The sequence below is a fragment of the Cupriavidus sp. FW305-F7 genome, from assembly GCF_058782875.1.
The window spans coordinates 26,370-44,585 of the sequence record NZ_JBYSYC010000041.1; the positions used below are offsets into that span (position 1 = coordinate 26,370).

General features: G+C 58.2%; 15 protein-coding genes. 13 read left to right on the forward strand and 2 right to left on the reverse strand.

All coding sequences use genetic code 11. From position 1 onward, the window contains the following. Window positions 1-59 precede the first annotated feature (59 nt). A complete protein-coding gene (locus AC3WL8_RS30155; protein WP_492379499.1) occupies window positions 60-1,010 on the reverse strand; it encodes a Bug family tripartite tricarboxylate transporter substrate binding protein in 951 nt (316 codons plus the stop codon). Between the two features lie 749 nt (window positions 1,011-1,759). Here AC3WL8_RS30155 and AC3WL8_RS30160 point away from each other — a divergent pair. Both AC3WL8_RS30160 and AC3WL8_RS30165 read left to right on the forward strand, forming a co-directional pair. Beyond that, the gene (locus AC3WL8_RS30160) at window positions 1,760-2,815 is read left to right on the forward strand and encodes a Bug family tripartite tricarboxylate transporter substrate binding protein (RefSeq protein ID WP_492379452.1); all 1,056 of its coding nucleotides are present in this window, start codon (window positions 1,760-1,762) and stop codon (window positions 2,813-2,815) included. Between the two features lie 642 nt (window positions 2,816-3,457). After that, window positions 3,458-4,540, forward strand: a complete 1,083-nt coding sequence (locus AC3WL8_RS30165; protein ID WP_492379453.1) for a porin — start codon at window positions 3,458-3,460, stop codon at window positions 4,538-4,540. A gap of 316 nt (window positions 4,541-4,856) precedes the next feature. Here AC3WL8_RS30165 and AC3WL8_RS30170 read toward each other — a convergent pair whose 3' ends face one another. Beyond that, window positions 4,857-5,675, reverse strand: coding sequence for a FadR/GntR family transcriptional regulator (locus tag AC3WL8_RS30170; protein WP_492379454.1), 819 nt, complete (start codon window positions 5,673-5,675; stop codon window positions 4,857-4,859). A 296-nt stretch (window positions 5,676-5,971) separates the two neighbouring features. Here AC3WL8_RS30170 and AC3WL8_RS30175 point away from each other — a divergent pair, with 296 nt between their 5' ends. The 11 genes from AC3WL8_RS30175 (at window position 5,972) to AC3WL8_RS30225 (ending at window position 18,193) form a co-directional block, all read left to right on the forward strand. Then, window positions 5,972-7,132: an acyl-CoA dehydrogenase family protein gene (locus AC3WL8_RS30175; RefSeq protein ID WP_492379455.1), complete on the forward strand. Its 1,161-nt coding sequence runs from the start codon at window positions 5,972-5,974 to the stop codon at window positions 7,130-7,132. Window positions 7,133-7,254: 122 nt separating this feature from the next. Then, the gene (gene kce / locus AC3WL8_RS30180) at window positions 7,255-8,187 is read left to right on the forward strand and encodes a 3,5-dioxohexanoate:acetyl-CoA acetone transferase (protein ID WP_492379456.1); all 933 of its coding nucleotides are present in this window, start codon (window positions 7,255-7,257) and stop codon (window positions 8,185-8,187) included. Window positions 8,188-8,256: 69 nt separating this feature from the next. Continuing rightward, window positions 8,257-9,378 (forward strand): CaiB/BaiF CoA transferase family protein, encoded by a 1,122-nt coding sequence (locus AC3WL8_RS30185; RefSeq protein ID WP_492379457.1) that lies wholly within the window; start codon window positions 8,257-8,259, stop codon window positions 9,376-9,378. A 44-nt stretch (window positions 9,379-9,422) separates the two neighbouring features. After that, window positions 9,423-10,208 carry an enoyl-CoA hydratase/isomerase family protein gene (locus AC3WL8_RS30190; protein ID WP_492379458.1) on the forward strand — a complete coding sequence of 262 codons (786 nt, stop codon included), beginning with the start codon at window positions 9,423-9,425 and terminating at the stop codon, window positions 10,206-10,208. A gap of 12 nt (window positions 10,209-10,220) precedes the next feature. Beyond that, the gene (locus tag AC3WL8_RS30195) at window positions 10,221-11,195 is read left to right on the forward strand and encodes a hydroxymethylglutaryl-CoA lyase (protein WP_492379459.1); all 975 of its coding nucleotides are present in this window, start codon (window positions 10,221-10,223) and stop codon (window positions 11,193-11,195) included. Window positions 11,196-11,264: 69 nt separating this feature from the next. Beyond that, complete coding sequence (locus AC3WL8_RS30200; RefSeq protein WP_492379460.1) at window positions 11,265-12,038, forward strand: enoyl-CoA hydratase/isomerase family protein; 774 nt, start codon at window positions 11,265-11,267, stop codon at window positions 12,036-12,038. Window positions 12,039-12,047: 9 nt separating this feature from the next. Then, complete coding sequence (locus AC3WL8_RS30205; protein WP_492379461.1) at window positions 12,048-13,667, forward strand: AMP-binding protein; 1,620 nt, start codon at window positions 12,048-12,050, stop codon at window positions 13,665-13,667. Window positions 13,668-13,694: 27 nt separating this feature from the next. Next, window positions 13,695-15,047 carry an acetyl-CoA hydrolase/transferase family protein gene (locus tag AC3WL8_RS30210; RefSeq protein ID WP_492379462.1) on the forward strand — a complete coding sequence of 451 codons (1,353 nt, stop codon included), beginning with the start codon at window positions 13,695-13,697 and terminating at the stop codon, window positions 15,045-15,047. A 133-nt stretch (window positions 15,048-15,180) separates the two neighbouring features. Further along, a complete protein-coding gene (locus tag AC3WL8_RS30215; RefSeq protein ID WP_492379463.1) occupies window positions 15,181-16,371 on the forward strand; it encodes an acyl-CoA dehydrogenase family protein in 1,191 nt (396 codons plus the stop codon). Then, window positions 16,368-17,150: an SDR family NAD(P)-dependent oxidoreductase gene (locus tag AC3WL8_RS30220; protein WP_492379464.1), complete on the forward strand. Its 783-nt coding sequence runs from the start codon at window positions 16,368-16,370 to the stop codon at window positions 17,148-17,150. Before AC3WL8_RS30215 ends, AC3WL8_RS30220 begins: the two co-directional genes overlap by 4 nt. Continuing rightward, on the forward strand, window positions 17,147-18,193 hold the full coding sequence (locus AC3WL8_RS30225) for a phosphotransferase family protein (protein ID WP_492379465.1): 1,047 nt from the start codon (window positions 17,147-17,149) through the stop codon (window positions 18,191-18,193). The genes AC3WL8_RS30220 and AC3WL8_RS30225 overlap by 4 nt, the downstream gene beginning before the upstream one ends. Window positions 18,194-18,216 lie beyond the last annotated feature (23 nt).

An 18,216-nucleotide genomic window follows, 5' to 3' on the forward strand; every position in this document is an offset into this window, starting at 1 on the left:
ATGACGAGATCCAGAAAAGAAGTTGGGAAACGAGCATCTTCCAGCGGTACCGAGCCAATTCACTCGGCCTTGATCTTGTTCGATGCGATCACCTGTTTCCACATCGCCGCGTCCTCGCTCAAGCGCCTGCTGAGGATGTCTGGCGAGCCGGGTGCCGGCGTTGCCCCAACTTTGCGGAGTTGGTCGACCACAGCAGGCATACCTAGCGCGGTGTTCAACGCGGTGTTGTAGGCTTGCGCGACGGCATGCGGCGTCTTTGCAGGAAGAAGGACGGCATACCAGCCGTCGTTCACAAAGCCCTGGAACCCGACCTCCGTCACCGTTGGGGTGTCCGGGAACTCAGGCATGCGATGCGGGCTTGTGACAGCAAGCGCCTTTAACTTCCCCGCCTTGACTTGCGCTTCCGCCGACGAGACGGTGAGCAAGCTGAAATCAACATGACCCGCGATAACGTCTGGGACCAGATTCGCCACGCCCTTGTAATGAATCATGCGAATGTCAACGCCGGTCTGCGACCTGAGCCTTTCCAGCATAAGGTGCTGCGGAGTGCCTATGCCGAGCGTGGCGAATGAAGGAGATCGACCCTGGGCCTTGGCCAGGGCAAGCATCTCCTTGAGGTTAGCTCCCGCCAGGGCCTGGTTGGACACAACCACATAAGGTGTCGTCGCGATCATCCCTACCGCTAGGAAATCTTTCACGGGATCGAAGGGAAGACGCGGATGCAACGCGCCGGCTATGGGGTGAACGTTAAAGGTCACCAGGACGGTGTTGCCGTCCGGGGCCGCCTTGGCAACGATATTGGCTGCAATGTTATAGGACGCACCTGGCTTGTTCTCGATGATGACGGTCTTCCCGAGGAGCGAACCCATTGGCCCCGCAAGTACGCGCGCCACGACATCCACTCCCCCTCCGGGAGCACTGCCAGTGACGAATCGCACGACCTGCTGCCCGTAGGTGGATGTGCTTAGGGCAGCTAGAGCCACAACGCCCGATCTAAATATCAAGTTCATTAGCTTCACTCTTCGCCTCCAAGAAGAAGTCTTGCCCGGACCCGTCTGCCGCGGTTTCACGAGGACCACCAGCCTGCGTTGCCTCGACCTCGAACCGCCCGAAAACAGCAGAGGTTGGCGGTGAGGAAATGGCGGAGCATTTTTGGTTTACCAAACTATATGTCTACCATATTATTGTGTCAATAAGGTTCCTCGAGAAGCGTCTACCTCAAAAAATTGCGCGCTCCTGGGCTCCGTGATGCGGGAAGCACAGGGCGGCCTTGTACCTGCACGCCACCCGTCATAGAAATCAGTTGACACCCTGTAATGGTCGACCTAAAGTTTGGACAACCAATATTGATCAGCTTTTGTTGAGTCTGCGGGACATGCATTGGAGACGCCATGAGTTTCACGGGATGCCGTCAATCGCACTTGGCTTTAAAGGCGGATGCAGGACGCTCGCCGTGCTGCGTCGGTTTGAGAAGTTCGCTTGATGGTAAGCGCTAGATCCAGCTAGTTTAATTTCGCGCTTACGGGCTTATTAAAGCCCATCATGATTTTGTAGCTACCGTACGACCTTTGAAGACTTATTGCCGGTCATGACAATCAGAAATCCTGGAAGCGCGATGGGCGCAGACGCCATCCCTGCCATGCGTCGCAAGGAAGCTCACGATTTAGGCGCGAACAGGGGATCAAGCTCGCAAACTGCCACCCCCCAAGGTTCGAGTCATAACAGTTTGATTCTTACAAGCAATCCAAGGAGACCAGCAGTGCACCGTCTATTGATTCTGATGCGCCAACGACTATCGTATCTTCGCTTCAGCGCCGTTCAGTTGCGATGCAGCGGACTGACCGAACTCAAGCCGATGCGCTGGCTTGTGTTCTGCTTGGCACTGTCCATCGCTTGGCCTGCAGTCGCGCAAGGCTATCCGGAGAAAGGCCGACCAATCAAGATCGTCGTGCCGAGCGGCCCGGGCAGCGCGCTTGACTTGCTGGCTCGGGCATATGCAAAGGCCACGGGAGAAACGCAGGGCCTGACCGTCTATGTGGAGAACAAGCCGGGCGCAGACGGCACTGTCGGCATTCAGTCCTTTCTCGGGTCCCCCGCGGACGGATACACCCTGTTGCTCGGAAGCAGTTCGTGGACGGTGTTGAACCCGATCATGATGGCAAAGCTACCCTATGATTCACAGAAGGATTTGCTTCCCCTGGCGACGATTAGCAAGACCGGGATGGTAATGAGTATTGGTGGGACGGCACTGTTTAAGACACTTCACGAGTTCGTCAAGGCGGCCCGCGCGCAGCCCGGCAAGTACACCTGCGCGAGCGCCTCGCCTTCGCTGCGGATGGCATGCGAGTTTCTGCAAGCCAGCGCAGGCATCAAGTTGCTAGTCGTGCCCTACAAGACGACGGCTGCTGCGATGCTCGCCGTGGCGTCAGGCGAAGCCGACGCGGTCTTCGCCGATGCTAGTTCTTCCCTGACCTTTTGGCAAACCGGACGACTCAAGGGCGTGGCGTTTGCCACCCCTGAGCGCACTCCCGCGTTCCCGCAGATTCCAATAACGCGCGAGGAGGACTTGCCGGATTTCCTCATGGGCGTGTGGTATGGCTTTTATTTCAAGGCTGGAACGCCCCCTGCCGTTGCAGCAACCATGCGTGAATTCTTGCACAAGGCGGCTGCCACCGCGGCTGTAAAGGACGCGCTGAAGACATTTGCCCATGAGCCTTTAAATCTCACACCTGAGCAGATGGCTGATCTAACGCGCAAGGAAACTGAGCGATGGTCGAAGCTCGTACGAGATCACGGGATCAAGTTCAACAACTGATGCCACGCGAGGCCCTGGGGAATTACATCTCCCCAGGGAAAAGCGCATGGCGAGGATGCAAACCAGACATCCTTTGTCGTTGATTCTTGCATGTCCCGTTGGAGGGGCTGGCATTGGGATATATGGCCGCCAAGTCGGTCGTGGCATGGCTTCCCAACGCAAAGGGGAACGCGGTTATCCCGGTCACATTGCCCATCGCAGGTGCTCCGCCTTTATGGCGCGGCGTCAATGAGCCAGGTATTCCAACGGCTACCGTGCGACTGGCATACCATTTCCTATGACGTCGTCGTCGCCGTCTTCGGCAGGACTGCACCTTTCATTCCGTCCTGCGGCAAGGCAGTCAACACGCTGCGTGCGCAGCATCCCCACGGATGGAAATGGGCCCCCGTGCTTCCGTTAGCCGACGCGCGATGAGAGCCCACTTCCCCGCTGCCACTGTCGTTAACTTTTTGCGCCCATTGCTTGTTCGTCCTGCAGGATGCCGCACGTCAGTGGGTGTCGCCGAAGATCTTAGTTGACATGGCACTTTGGTGGATATACATTTTGGTCGCCCATAATCTTCGGTCAATAGTAGCCGAGCAAGCATAGGGTCGCTACCAGAGACTGAAAAGCACAAGTCGAGATATGAACAGGAGGAGACGAATGAACAAGCACTACGCCGCCGCACTGCTGGCTGTTGCCGCGCCCTTTGCCGTGCCGATTGCCAGCGCGCAGAGTTCAGTCACCCTATACGGGGTGGCGGACATCGGGGTCGAGTTTCTCAATCACGCCAATGCGAACGGCAATTCCGTGACACGCATGAATTCGGGCAACGTATCGGGTTCACGCTGGGGTTTGCGCGGCACGGAAGATCTGGGCGGTGGCCTGAAGGGACTGTTTGTATTGGAGAGTGGCTTCGATCTCGACACCGGCGTGATGAGCCAGGGGGGGCGCTTGTTCGGCCGGCAAGCGTTCATCGGCGTGGAACACCAATGGGGCAGGCTGACGCTGGGCCGCCAGCAGAATTCCCTGTATGACCTGCTGATCAACTACGAACCGATGGTGATGGCGGCGCGCTATTCGGCGCTTGGCCTGGATTCCACGCTGGTGGGCCGCTACGATAACACTGCCAAGTACACCGGCAAGTTTGGGCCGGTCACCGCGACCGCCTTCTATAGCTTCGCGCGCGGCACCACCGTGACAACCGCAACTGGCAGCACCATCTCCGGCGAGACGCCAGGCGACGTCAAGAGCGATCGGGCTTTCGGCGGCGGCGTGGAGTATGCAAGCGGCCCGTTCGGCGCGACGGTCGTCTACGACCAGCAGCAAGGCACGCGCGGCATCACCGGTCAGAACTCGGCACAGGCCGACCGTCGCATCGCCGCGGCGGCGAATTTCTCTTTCGGGAAGTCGACGATCCTGGCAGGATATCGCTGGTTCAATGGCGACATCGGCGGGGCGCGTCGCAACGACCTGTATTGGCTGGGCTACCGCTACGCGGTAACGTCGGCCCTCACCCTGACCGGCGCGGGCTACTACTTCAACAACAAGCGCAACGGCCAGGATCCCTGGGAACTGGTGGCATCGGCCAATTACGCCTTGTCCAAGCGTACGGACGCCTTCTTTACCGTTGGCTACGTCCGCAATAAGGACAACTCAAATCTCGGCTTGAATGGCTTCGGGAGCGCGATTACGCCGGGTGCCAGCCAAACGGGCGTGTCCATGAGTATTCGTCACAAATTCTGAGTCCGCGTGAAGCTCCGGATGACCCCGCAGGGACTCCATCCGGGGCAGGCGATTACACGGAAATCATGCCCCGGCCCGAAACGCTCGGGGCTTCGTTGGTTCATGGCCGATCCGATCTGCGTGACCGTTTGGCGAACTAAAAAGGCTGCAAAGCGTGCTGATATCTGGACAGTGATCCACCAGGCACGCGACGACGTGGTCAACACTTGGGAGACGGTTCGCTCGGCGCGGGCGTAACCTTGGTGCCCGCCATCGCAGCACGGGCAGGACTTACCTAAGCCGGGTGTTAAGGGACCTGTAGCGGCACGAACAGTCCCTAGTTCTTGCCTGCTCGGGCATTCCGGGAAGACCTCGAAGACGGCCGAGATGACCCAGGCGACTCCGAAAGCAGGACCTCCGCTGACGGTTGCGCGAGCGAGTGAACGCGCGACGCTGCCATGTGTTTGCGCATGGCGTTTTCTGCAACGTCGGGTTGGCGCGTTTCGATCGCTTCGTTGACTCGTGCGTGAATCTCAATCACCTGCCTCCTGGTGTCGGGGTTGTCGTACTCCTCCGCCATGGATGCAAGCTGCACGCCGTGTGAGATCGAGTACAAAAGCGTTGCAAGCAATTCGTTGCCGCTGGCCTGTGCAACCGCGTTATGCCATTTGAGGTTCGCCAGCGTGAAGGCTTGAAAATTGTTCACACTACTTACGAGTTCTTCATGCAGAGTTTTCAGCTCCTGCACGTGCGCCTCAGTGCGCCGTTCCGCGGCAAGTCGCGCCAAGAAGGGCTCCAACAGTTCCCGGGTTTCCAGCAGACTCCTTATAGAGATTCTGCGCCCTTGGACAAACCTAAAGATCGCTGAGGCCATCGCCTCATGACTCGGAAGCGTCACAACACTTCCGCCAGCGCGACCAGGCTTCGTTTCAATCAACCCTTCGGCCGATAGCATGCGAAGCGCATCGCGTACCACGGTACGCGTAAGCCCAGTTTGCTCGACCATTTCACGCTCGGGAGGAAGCGATTCGCCCTCCGGAATTTCCCGCTTCAATATGCGGTCTCGCAATTGGCTCGCCAACACTTCATGTGCGCGAGGGACCACAACTGGGCTAACCGTGATCGGCTTCTTAAGTTCCCGCGGATCGCTCTGCATAGAGTAAGTGATATTTGTCAACCAAAGATTAGTTTACCACCAAAAGATTCTACGGTCGATATTTTGACCATTTGATAGGACCGTGCCGCGTTGGGACCGCACATTAAAGAGTATGTCCCGATCTTTTTCCCACAGTCCAGCGGACTGCGCGGCCCAGTGATTCGAGCGAGGTGTTGATCATGCGCCCCACCCCACGCGCCCCGTCGCCACCCCTTGACATCCATAAATATTCAACCTATATTTTGGTCAACCAATAACGGTTGCGACCATAAGTTGATATGCAAATAGGAGATCGCATGGGCGAACTTGACTCAAATCACCGCGCTATTGAGGACGGAGTGACCGCGGTATGCAAGCGATTCGGGGATGACTATTGGGCGGAATGCGACCGCACCGAGCGCTTTCCTGTGGAATTCCACCGCGCGATGGCGGCTGACGGATGGCTGGGCGTGACCATGCCAGAGGAATTCGGCGGCGCTGGATTGGGAGTCACCGAGGCCGCGATCGTCATGAACACCGTCGCCAAGCATGGGGCACAGACGGCCGCTTCTTCCATTCACATCAATATGTTTGGTCCACACCCCGTGGTGGTTCACGGTTCGGCCGAACAGAAGGCGCAGTGGCTGCCACGCCTGGTTCGCGGTGAAGACCAGGTTTGCTTTGGAGTTACCGAGCCCGACGCGGGTCTGGACACTACCAGTATCAAGACCTTTGCCAAGAAGGTCGATGGTGGCTACAGCGTTACCGGGCGCAAGATGTGGACCAGCACGGCGCAAGTAGCCAACAAGATCCTCCTGCTGACTCGCACGGCACCTAAATCAGACGGTGCCAAGTCCACAGACGGGATCACCCTTTTCTATACAGACCTAGACCGCTCCAAAGTCGAGGTTCGCCGAATTCCGAAGCACGGTCGCAATGCCGTCGAATCCAACGCCGTGTTCATCGATGATCTGTTCATCCCTGACGAGCATCGCATCGGCGAGGAAGGCAAGGGTTTTAAGTATCTGCTCGATGGACTGAATCCCGAACGCATTCTGGTGGCCTCCGAAGCCATCGGCATCGGTGAAGACGCTCTTCGCCGCGCTACAGACTACGCACGCGATCGGGTGGTTTTCAATCGCCCCATTGGCATGAATCAATCCATTCAGCATCCCCTCGCAGAATGCTGGGTGAATTTGAAAGCTGCACGGTTGATGGCGGATCACGCCGCGGCTTTGTACGACTCGGGCAAGCCGTGCGGCGCCGAGGCCAACAGCGCCAAGCTGCTTGGCGCACGTGCTGGATACCAAGCGGCGCTGCAGGCTGTCATGACGCACGGTGGTATGGGTTACGCCAAGGAATATCACGTGGAGCGACTGCTGCGCGAAGTGCTGATCTCTCGCCTGGCACCGGTCTCGGAGCAGATGATCCTCTGTTTCATCGCGGAACGCGTACTGGACCTGCCTAAATCGTACTGATCGAGCCATCGGCGGGCAGATCCGCCGCAATTTTATGGCGGGCCCGCCGTAGACATCATGCCCGGCGGCCCCGTCGCCGCCGAGCTCCTCACCGCACGACAACCAATCATTCGGAGAAGTCAGTGCCCAAGTCACGCAAAGTCATCATCACGTGTGCCGTCACAGGATCGATCCACACGCCCAGCATGTCGCCGCATTTGCCGGTGACCACCAAAGAGATCGAAGAGGCAGCTGTCGGCGCCGTGGAGGCCGGGGCTGCCGTCGTGCACTTGCACGCGCGAGATCCGATCGATGGTCGCCCGTCGCAAGACGTTTCGCTGTTCCGAGAGTTTGTCGGCAACATCAAGCGCCGAACCAACGGCGTTATCAACCTGACGACGGGCGGCGCTCAAACCATGACGGTGGAGGAGCGCCTGCAGCCTGCGCTGCAACTCAAGCCGGAACTGGCGTCCCTCAACATGGGGTCGATGAACTTTGCGTTGCACCCGATGCTGACGAAGTACAAGCAATTCAAGCATGCCTGGGAACCGCAGTATCTGGAATCCACCCGCGACTCAGTGTTTCGAAACACCTTCAAGGACATCGAATACATCCTGCAATCCTGTGCCGACAACGGAACGCGTTTCGAGTTTGAATGCTATGACACGGCGCATCTGTACAACCTGGCGCACTTTGTCGATCGTGGCCTGGTGAAAGGGCCGCTGTTCGTGCAGACGGTATTTGGCATCCTTGGCGGTATCGGCACCCATGCGGACGACGTCGCGCACATGAAGCGCACGGCAGATCGCCTGTTCGGGGATCAGTACGTCTGGTCGGTGCTGGGCGCCGGCCGCTTCCAGATGCCGATTGCTGCGCGATCGGCTGCTGCAGGTGGCAATGTGCGCGTGGGACTTGAGGACTCGCTGTGGGATGGCCCGGGGCAACTGGCCGAGACCAATGCCGCGCAGGTCCGACGGGTCCGTTCCATCCTCGAAGGACTGTCGCTGGACATCGCCACGCCTGACGAAGCGCGAGACATCCTCGCCCTGAAAGGCCACAACAATGTCGCCTTTTAAAGCGCCCCGTCGTCGTGCAGGCGCGGCGTATCACGGTGGCAAATGTAACCGCAATATGCGAGGACTGACATGGCAGGACCATTGACTGGATTAACCGTTCTTGAGCTGGCCGGGATGGGGCCTGGCCCGTTTTGCGCGATGATGCTGGCTGACATGGGCGCCGACGTCCTGCGGGTCCAACGTCCCATGGCGAAGCCACCACAAGGCCGACCCAATCCAGTCGTAGGCCGCGGTATGCGCTCCATCGAGCTGGATCTGAAGTCTGAGGCGGGCCTCCTTGCCGTGCTGAGGCTGGTAGGAAAGTCGGATGCCCTGATCGAGGGCTTCCGGCCAGGCGTGATGGAGCGACTGGGATTAGGCCCCGATGCCTGTCTGGACCGCAATCCGCGCCTGGTCTACGGCCGCATGACTGGTTGGGGTCAGGATGGGCCTCTGGCCGATCTTGCTGGTCATGACATCAACTACATCGCACTGACGGGAGCGCTGGCCGCAATCGGCACGTCAGGCAGCGGCCCCATTCCGCCGCTCAATCTTGTGGGTGACTTTGGCGGAGGTGGCATGCTGCTGGCATTCGGCATCGCCTGCGGACTTATCGAAGCCGCCAAGTCGGGCAAGGGGCAAGTCGTGGATGCGGCGATGAGCGATGGCGCCGCCTTGCTGATGGCCACTACGTATGGATACTTCGCTGCGGGTAGCTGGCAAGTCGAACGCGGTAGCAACCTGCTCGACGGCGCAGCCCACTTTTACACGACGTACCGCTGCGCCGACGACAGGTGGGTTGCGGTCGGTGCGATCGAACCGCAGTTCTATGCCAGCCTTCTGCAACGGATGGGGCTGAACCAGGCGGATTTTGAGCCGCAGCACGACCGGGGCCGTTGGCCCGAATGGAAGGCGCGCCTGGCACAGAAATTCGCGACCCGAACTCGGGACGAATGGTGTGCAATGATGGAGGGTGCCGACGCCTGCTTCACGCCGGTTCTAGACATGCGTGAAGCGCCCTCACATCCACACAACGCGGCGCGCAATACCTTCATCCACCGCGAAGCCGCTATGCAACCGGCCCCTGCGCCACGTTTCTCCCGCACTTCGCCAGAGGTTCGGCCTCGCGCCACGGAATCGATGGAAGCAATTCTGGCCGAGTTCGGGTTCAGCTATGCGGAAATCGCGGAGCTTGCGCCCATCGCTAGCTAAACCCGACTCGGTTCCCCACCATCTCAGCCACACACACGAAGACCATGAATCCTTCCGCCCAATGCGTTGAGGTCGAGGTACGTAACGATGTCTGCTGGATCACCATCAATCGCCCGGAACTTCGCAATGCCATCAACGAGGACGTTATCGCAGGCATCTCGTCTGGACTGACACTGGCCGGAAGCACTCCTGCCATGCGCGCGGTTGTCCTGACCGGTGCAGGTGAGCGCGCGTTCTGCGCCGGCGCAGACCTTCGTCCAAACTCGAACATCTTTGACTTTGACTTCTCTCAACCCCGCACGGTCTATGCAGACCTCTTGCGTCAGGCCGTGGCGTTCGACAGCCCGTTAATCGCCCGTGTGAACGGCGCGTGCATGGCGGGCGGGATGGGGCTTCTGACTATGTGTGATATGGCGGTTGCGAGCACCAAAGCCCAGTTCGGCCTGCCCGAAGTGAAGGTTGGTATGTTCCCCATGCAGGTCGCGAGCGTCATGCAGCATCTCATTCCACGTCGCAAGTTCGCCGAGATGTGTATCACCGGCGAGCCTCTGACCGCGCAAGAAGCGCTCGACATCGGGCTTGTCAACTATGTCGTCGAACCGTCCGAGCTGGACGGCAAGGTAGATTGGCTCCTGGGGCGAATCACGGACAAGTCTCCTACTGCTATCCGACGCGGCAAGAACGCGCTGCGGGCCATCGCGGACATGACCTTCGCGCAATCCATCGCGTTTATGGAAGCGCAGCTCGGCAGCCTGCGTATGACAGAAGACGCAGCGGAAGGCTTGGCCGCCTTCGCTGAAAAGCGCAAGCCGGCATGGACCGGTAAGTAAAGTGAGGTTCACATGTCGACCTATCAACTCCCCTCCCGCGTCATTCTGCAAGAGGAAGGTCCCCGCGAGGGCTTCCAAAGTGAAGGGCTCATCCCAGTTGAGGCGAAGTTGCGCCTGATCCATGGCCTCGCTGAAACCGGCCTCGAAGTGATCAACTGCGTTTCCTTTGTGGACGTCCGAAGAGTGCCTCAGATGGCTGACGCAGAAGAGGTCGCCGCGCGCATCCGCCGACGCGATGGGGTGAGGTATACCGGGATTTGGCTAAATGCTAAAGGCTTCGAGCGCGCGCTGGCCTCAGGTTTGGACTTGGTGCCCAATGTATTCACCAGCGTGTCAGATACCTTTGCGCGCAATAATACCGGTCGCACTGCGACGGCCTTGCTGCAAGTCCAATCCGGCTTGATCGAACGCTACAAGTCAGCTGGAATGCGGGTGAATGCTGCTCATATCTTCACGGCGTTCGGCTGTCCGTACGAAGGTGTAGTCAGTCCGGATCGTTGTCTCGACGCCGTGGATGCCCTGTTGAGAACCTGCGCAGAGCATGGCGAAACACCGGACGTTGTCTACCTTTGCGACACCGTCGGCGCCGCCAACCCCTCGAGCGTCAGGAAGATGGTCGATCTCGTGCGCAACCGCTGGCCGACGACCGAATTCGCACTTCACCTTCACGATACACGTGGCATGGGCTTGAGCAACGTCCTCGCGGGTCTTCAAAGCGGTGTCTATCGCTTTGACACCTCCGTTGCTGGACTGGGGGGCTGCCCCTTCGCAGGAAACAAGTCGGCTGCCGGCAACGTCTGCACCGAAGACGTCGCATTGATGTGCGAAGAGATGGGTATCAGCACCGGCCTGGACCTGGATCGACTGGCGGAAGTTGCGCGCATGGCCGAAGAGATCGTGGGTCATTCGCTTCCGGGAAAGTTCATGAAAGCCGGCCGTATTCCCTCTGCCGCAACCAGTAGAACGGAAAAGTTATATTGCGGATAGCAGAATCCCGAAAGCTGCATCATTCACAGCAGAGTCACTTTGAGACTTTGTACTTACTGGAGACTAGATATGTCAAAAGAATTCTTTACGTTCGAGCAGCTTGAGTACAAGGTACTCGACTCAGCTGCGTACATCCGGCTGAATCGTCCGGAAGTGCTGAACTCGTTCACGACTAAGCTTTACTGTGAAGTAAAAAATGCAGTTCGGCTGGCGAACTCAGATCCGAGCGTTGATATTATTGTCATCACAGGTACGGGTCGCGCATTTGCAACCGGTGGCGATCTTGAGGAAGTGCTGTCAAGAATGGAGGACGAGAATCCACTCGCCTTGTATGCGTATGACGACAACATGCCATTCGACGCGGTGAAATATTCCAGCAAGACAACCATCGCGGCAGTCAATGGCATCTGCGTAGCTGGGGGTCTGGCAATCGCGTCGGCCTGTGATATTCAGATCGCTGTGCGCAGCGCCGTTTTCGGTGCGCCCGAAGCAAGAATTGGTCTGGCCAGCTCAATGATGCCGAGCTTGCTCATGAGCAAGATCAGCCTCTCCAAGCTCAAGTACCTCTTGTATACGGCCAAATCGATTTCCGCCACAGAAGCAGAGCGGATTGGCCTGATCACGGAAGTGGTCGAGGATGGTGCTTTGGACGCGAGAGTTCAGGAGATGATCAAAGAAATACGTAGAACCTCTCCCAACGCCAGAAGCCTGTACGCGGAGTACATCAACCGACTCTTGCCAACTGCACCCAACGCCGACTTGCAACGAGGGTTCCGCTCTGAAGAATGCAGAGAGGGTCTGCGCTCATTCAAGGAAAAGCGCAAACCAGGCTATGAGCGGTAAGGAACAATCATGAAGAACATTCCGTTGCACGAAAGAACGCTGGCGAAGCTGCTGCGTGAGCAAGCCCGTGCTTATGGCGATAAGACTTTCCTGATGTACTACGGGCGTACGTATTCTTACACCGAAGCGTATGAGTTGAGCCGGCGTATTGCCGGCGGATTGGCCGCAGCGGGCATAGGCCCCAAACAGCATGTGGCCATCATGATGGAGAATTGCCCCGAGGTCGTTTGGCTGAACTTCGCGCTGGCGTTGATCGGGGCTGTGGCCGTGCCGATCAACAATGCCTCTCGCGGAGATATGCTTGCCTACTATGCGCGTCAATCCGATGCGGTGGCATTGGTGCTCGATGAGGCGTTTGTAGATCGTTTCGCCGCCGTTCAATCGCAATGTCCATTGCTCAAGCATCTTTTCGTCTTTCCCGATGAGACGTCCACGGGGAAGATGGAATGTTCGTTCGATGATGCCCAGGTAATTGCATGGGAAGCGATTGTCAACGCCCCGGGGTTGCCGGACGACACCGCTGGCCCCGCGTATAGCGATATCCTTCAGATCCTCTACAGTTCGGGCACTACCGGTGTCTCGAAAGGCAGCATGATCGCAAATGCGACGGCGATCAGGGCCGCTCAAAAGCATGTGGAGGTCTTTGGATATACGAGCGAGGACGTGATGTACACGTGCTTGCCGATGTTCCACGGCAATGCGTTGAACTGCACGGTATTGCCTGCACTGATGGCTGGGGCTACTGTGGCCTTGTCACGACGATTTTCCACAAGTTTGTTCTGGCGCGAAATTAATGAATGCGGAGCAACCAGGACCTCGCTGCTGAGTGCCATGATCAACTTTCTGTGGCTGAAGGAGCGGTCGGAGGAAGAACGAAGCCATCGCTTGAAAACGTGCCTGGTCGTACCTGCGCCAGAGTTTGCGTTGGAGTTTGAAGAGCGCTTTGGGGTGAAAATTACATCGCTCTATGCATTGGGTGATTTTGGCTACGCCACTATGTACGGGCCTGATGATCCGCGCGAGAAGATTCGTTCGGCTGGCCGGTCTCTGCCGGAAGTCGCGCTGGCAATCCTGGACGAGGACGACCAGCCGGTAATGCCTGGACAAGTCGGCCAGATTTGTGTGAGAACCAATGAAGCCTGGTTCGCGCGCCAAGGGTACTACAACCTGCCCGAGATATGGGCCCAATCCATTCGAAACTACTGGCTGCACACCGGTGACATGGGTAGACTCGACGAGGACGGGTACCTGTACTTCGCAGGACGTAACAAGGAACTCATCCGCAGGCGGGGCGAGAACATCTCTGCTATCCAGGTCGAGGAGGCCATCAGGCGACATCCATCGGTGGCAGACGTGGCCGTATTCGCCGTACGCGCAGAGTTCCTCGAAGACGAAGTGATGGCCAGCGTTGTCTGCAAGGAAGGATGCGAAATCAACTTTACCGAGCTCATCCGTTTCTGCGCGCCTCAGATGGCGTATTTCATGGTTCCACGCTTCGTGGAGTTGCTACCGGAGCTTCCTCTGACGGCGACTGGCAAGGTCGAGAAATACAAATTGCGTGAGGCGGCAGAAAATCGGATGAATCAGGTTTGGGACCGCGAGCGGTATGACATCAAACTGGAAAAGTGATGGGCGAGAATTAATGGTATCGGTCCCATGAGAAGCCAAAATCGACAAGTCTTCGCGAACCCTCTCAAGGGTACCGAAGGCTTCCCATTCGAATCCGTCCTGCGTCGTGGTGACCGAATATGCTTTGGTCAAGCCTGCTCCGAGCCGACAGGACTTCTCAGTGAGCTGCTGAGTCAGGGCGAACGCCTGCACGCAAAGCTGGGACGACTCAAACTCTTCGTTTGTGGCAGCTACTCTGGGTTGATAAAGCCCGAGCATGGCGCCTGGTTCGATTTCGAGGGGTACGGCGCGATCGGCGATACGGCTGCGCTGGCCCGCACGGGATTGCTGGACGTGTATCCCATCCACTACTCTGCACTTCCAGCGCTGCTGGGAGGCACTGTGCGACCAGACGTCATGTTGCTCCAGCTCAGCAGCGCCGACCGCCTAGGACAGTACAGCCTCGGTGTCGCGAATGACTTCCAGTTGACAGCCGCCCGCAACGCACGTGTCGTCATTGCCGAGTTGACCTCCCATGCGCCCTTCTCCCCAAGCGCCCTGCTTCCCGAGGATGTGCGCGTGGATTATGTTGTTCGGACAGATCTCCCGTTGGTGGAGGCACCGCAGTCGGCGCGCGACGCTACGAGCGATCGGATTGCAGCCCACGTTGCAGGATTGATTGATGACGGCGCAACGCTCCAGATGGGTGTCGGGAGTGTGATGGACGCCGTTTGCCGTGCACTGGCAAGCCACAAAGACCTCGGTGTACACAGCGGCATCCTGACTGATGGACTGGCTGATCTGATGACGCAGGGTGTCATCACCAATACACGGAAAGGATCGCATACGGGACGAAGCGTTGTCGGCTCTTTGCTCGGAACGCAGCGATTGTTCGATTTCGCCCACAACAACGTCGCGATATGCCTTTCGGAAACGCATGTCACGCACGGTCCCGAGTCATTGGCCAAGCAGATTCGACTCTGTTCGATCAACTCCGCAGTTGAAGTCGACCTTACGGGGCAAGTGAATGCGGAAGTGAACCGTGGCCACTACATAGGGGCCGTTGGCGGCCAGGTCGATTTCGTTCGCGCTGCAGTCCGCTCTCCGGGTGGAGCGTCGATTCTTGCGTTGCCTTCCAGTGCACGCGGAGGGAGCCTCAGTCGTATCGTATCCAGTCTCAATGGACCTGTTACCACGCCCCGCTCAGACGTCGACTATGTCGTGACGGAATGGGGCGTGGCTCACCTGAGAGATCGCTCTCTCACTGAAAGGATGCGGGCCATGTTAACTATCGCCCACCCAGATCATAGGGACGCATTGGCTGAGGCGACGGAAGCGCTTGAGAGGAAAGCCTCCCATAATGCGCGACAAGGTCAATCTAAGGCCGACGTCGCCCGGTAAACCCGGCCGACGCAGGCCCTCCCGCATCAGAGGTGAAGATCGCCAATAATATGGCTGCGATGCAAAACGTAAATGCGCTAAAGACCGTAGCGTGCATGATTATGTTGGACTCATTATTAGGCGGTACTTGAAGATGAACTTTCAACTTTCCACGGAACTGCAAAAGCTGCAAGAAGCCACCCGTGCATTCATTCATGACGTGATCATTCCGATGGAGGGTGATCCGCGTCAGGATGCCCATGGTCCGCACGAAGCTTTGCGTCTCGACTTGGTCGATCGTGCACGGGGAGCCGGTCTGCTCACGCCTCATGCTTCCATTGAAATGGGCGGAATGGGACTATCGCATATCGCAAAAGCGGTCATGTTCGAGGAGGCAGGATATTCAAGACTCGGTCCGACAGCGCTGAATATTCATGCGCCGGATGAGGGAAATATTCACCTAATGGACGAAGTTGCGTCGCCGGCCCAGAAGGAGCGTTGGCTTCGCCCCCAAGTCGCGGGAAAGATCCGTTCTTGCTTCGCAATGACGGAGCCTTCACCCGGCGCTGGTGCCGATCCCAGCATGCTTGCAACCACGGCCACCAAGGACGGGAAAGGCTATCGCGTCAGTGGCAGGAAGTGGTTCATTACCGGTGCTGATGGTGCAAGCTATGTCATCGTGATGGCGCGCATGGACGACGGAACCGCGACCATGTTCCTGGCGGACATGGACCAGCCGGGTATCACGCTGGAGCGGAACATGGATGCGATGGACAGTTGCTTCACCGGTGGACATGGTGTACTGCGATTCGACGATCTCTATGTGCCCGAGGAAGACATTCTTGGCGAGCCGGGGATGGGCTTTCGCTATGCACAAGTACGACTGGCGCCTGCACGGCTAACGCATTGCATGCGCTGGCTTGGCCAGGCTCGGCGGGCCCACGACGTCGCCGTCGACTATGCCAGACGGCGCCATGCGTTCGGCAAGCCCCTTGCCGAACATGAAGGCGTCGGCTTCATGCTTGCAGACAACGATATGGATTTGCAAACTGCGCGTCTGCACATCTGGCACACAGCGTGGTTGCTCGATCAGGGCAATCGGTGCAACTTCGAGTCCAGTAGAGCCAAAGTGGTGTGTTCCGAAGCGCAGTGGCGCGTGGTGGACCGCTGCGTGCAGATATTGGGAGGCCAGGGTGTCACCGGTGAGAGGGAAGTGATGCGTATTTTTATGGATATGCGGGCGTTCCGAATATACGACGGCCCGAGCGAAGTCCATCGCTGGAGCATGGCGCGAAAAATCGTGCATGCAGCCAACGTCGACGGTCAGGAGGGCACGGCAGCATGAGCAGCGCGTCGGCTTTCAATCGGTTTCGCATGGACGGCCAGGTCGTTCTTGTAACAGGCGCATCCAGTGGTCTGGGACAGCATTTCGGGCGTCTTTTTGCCAGCGCGGGAGCGCGAGTGGTGCTCGCTGGCAGACGGGCTGACAAGCTCGCCGCCACCGTGCAGGCGATCCAGGCGGCCGGGGGTCAGGCGCGTACATTAGCGCTGGATGTAACGCTGGCAAAAAGCGTCTCAAGTGCATTTGACGAGCTGGTCCTGGCGTGGGGTGTGCCAGACGTGGTTGTCAACAATGCGGGCGTCACAGTCACCCGCCCGCTACTCGCACAGACAGAAGAAGACTGGGACCAGGTCATGACAACGAACCTCAAAGGCGCGTGGCTGGTCGCGACGGAGGCTGCCCGGCGCCTTGTCGAGGTTGGCAAAAAGGGGGCGATTGTCAACATCGCTTCTATCCTGGGAGAGCGAGTCGCCGGCGGCGTGGCGCCTTACGCAATCAGCAAGGCAGGCATTGTTCAAGCGACAAAGTCGATGGCCCTGGAACTCGCACGCCACGGTATCCGGGTGAATGCCCTGCTGCCGGGCTACGTCGTCACGGACCTCAACCGCGAGTTTCTCGAGAGTGAAGCCGGTGAGAAGCTTCGCTCCCGGGTACCCAGCAGGCGCTTCGTTCAACTGACGGATTTGGACGGTCCAATCTTGTTATTGGCCAGTAGTGCCAGCAGTGCAATGACCGGTTCGTGCCTGGCTGTGGATGGTGGCCACCTGGTGAGCTCCCTATGAGCCAACCCACTCAAGCTTCGAATGCAACGTTCAATGTGCAGCGGTTGAGTGACTACTTGCGAAGTCACGGGCTGACCGATACTGCGGACATTGGCATTGAATCACTGTCTGGGGGACAGTCGAACCCCACGTTTCTCCTTCGCGTTGGCACAGAGCGGTACGTGCTCCGGAAGAAGCCGGCAGGTGCGACACTTCCCGGCGCCCATGCGATCGATCGAGAGTACCGCGTGATGGCTGCACTGCACGGAACGGATGTTCCTGTGCCGCGTGTCCATGCTTACTGCGACGATCCAGAGGTCATTGGTACCCCGTTTTACCTCATGGATTGGCTCGATGGGCGCGTGCTCGTGGATCAGTCGCTCCCCGGCATGTCAGCAACTGAACGTGCGGAAATCTACGCCGATATGAACCGTGTGATGGCGCAACTGCATGCGGTCGACCTGGCGGCTGTCGGCCTTTCCGATTATGGCCGGATGGGCAACTACTTTGCGCGACAGATTGCTCGCTGGTCTCGCCAAAGCACGGAATCGTCATTGCCGATGGGTAATGCAATGCGCGCTCTGATGGATTGGTTGCCAGAACATATCCCTCCAGGAGATGAATCCACCCTCGTTCACGGAGATTTTCGGCTCGACAACCTGATATTCCATCCGACGAAGCCCGAGGTCCTCGGTGTACTCGATTGGGAGTTGTCGACACTGGGTGACCCCCTTGCCGATTTTGCGTATCACTGTATGAGTTGGCACATTCCCGCGTCGTTGTGGCGAGGCATCGGCGGCTTGGATTTGGAACGTTTGGGTATTCCAACTGCATCGCGCTATGTGAACGCATATGCGGAGGCTACCGGACGCAGGCCAGAAGATCATTGGGATTTCTACATGGCATACAACCTGTTTCGTATGGCCGCGATCCTGCGTGGAATTGGTCAACGAGCCGCCGATGGCACCGCCGCAGCGGCGGATGCAGTTGACATTTCGCTTAAGGCCGATCCACTTGCCGAAATTGGATGGAACTGCGCCTTGAGGTATGAAGCCAGTTTGTAGACGGTAACTTGAGGGCACTCAGT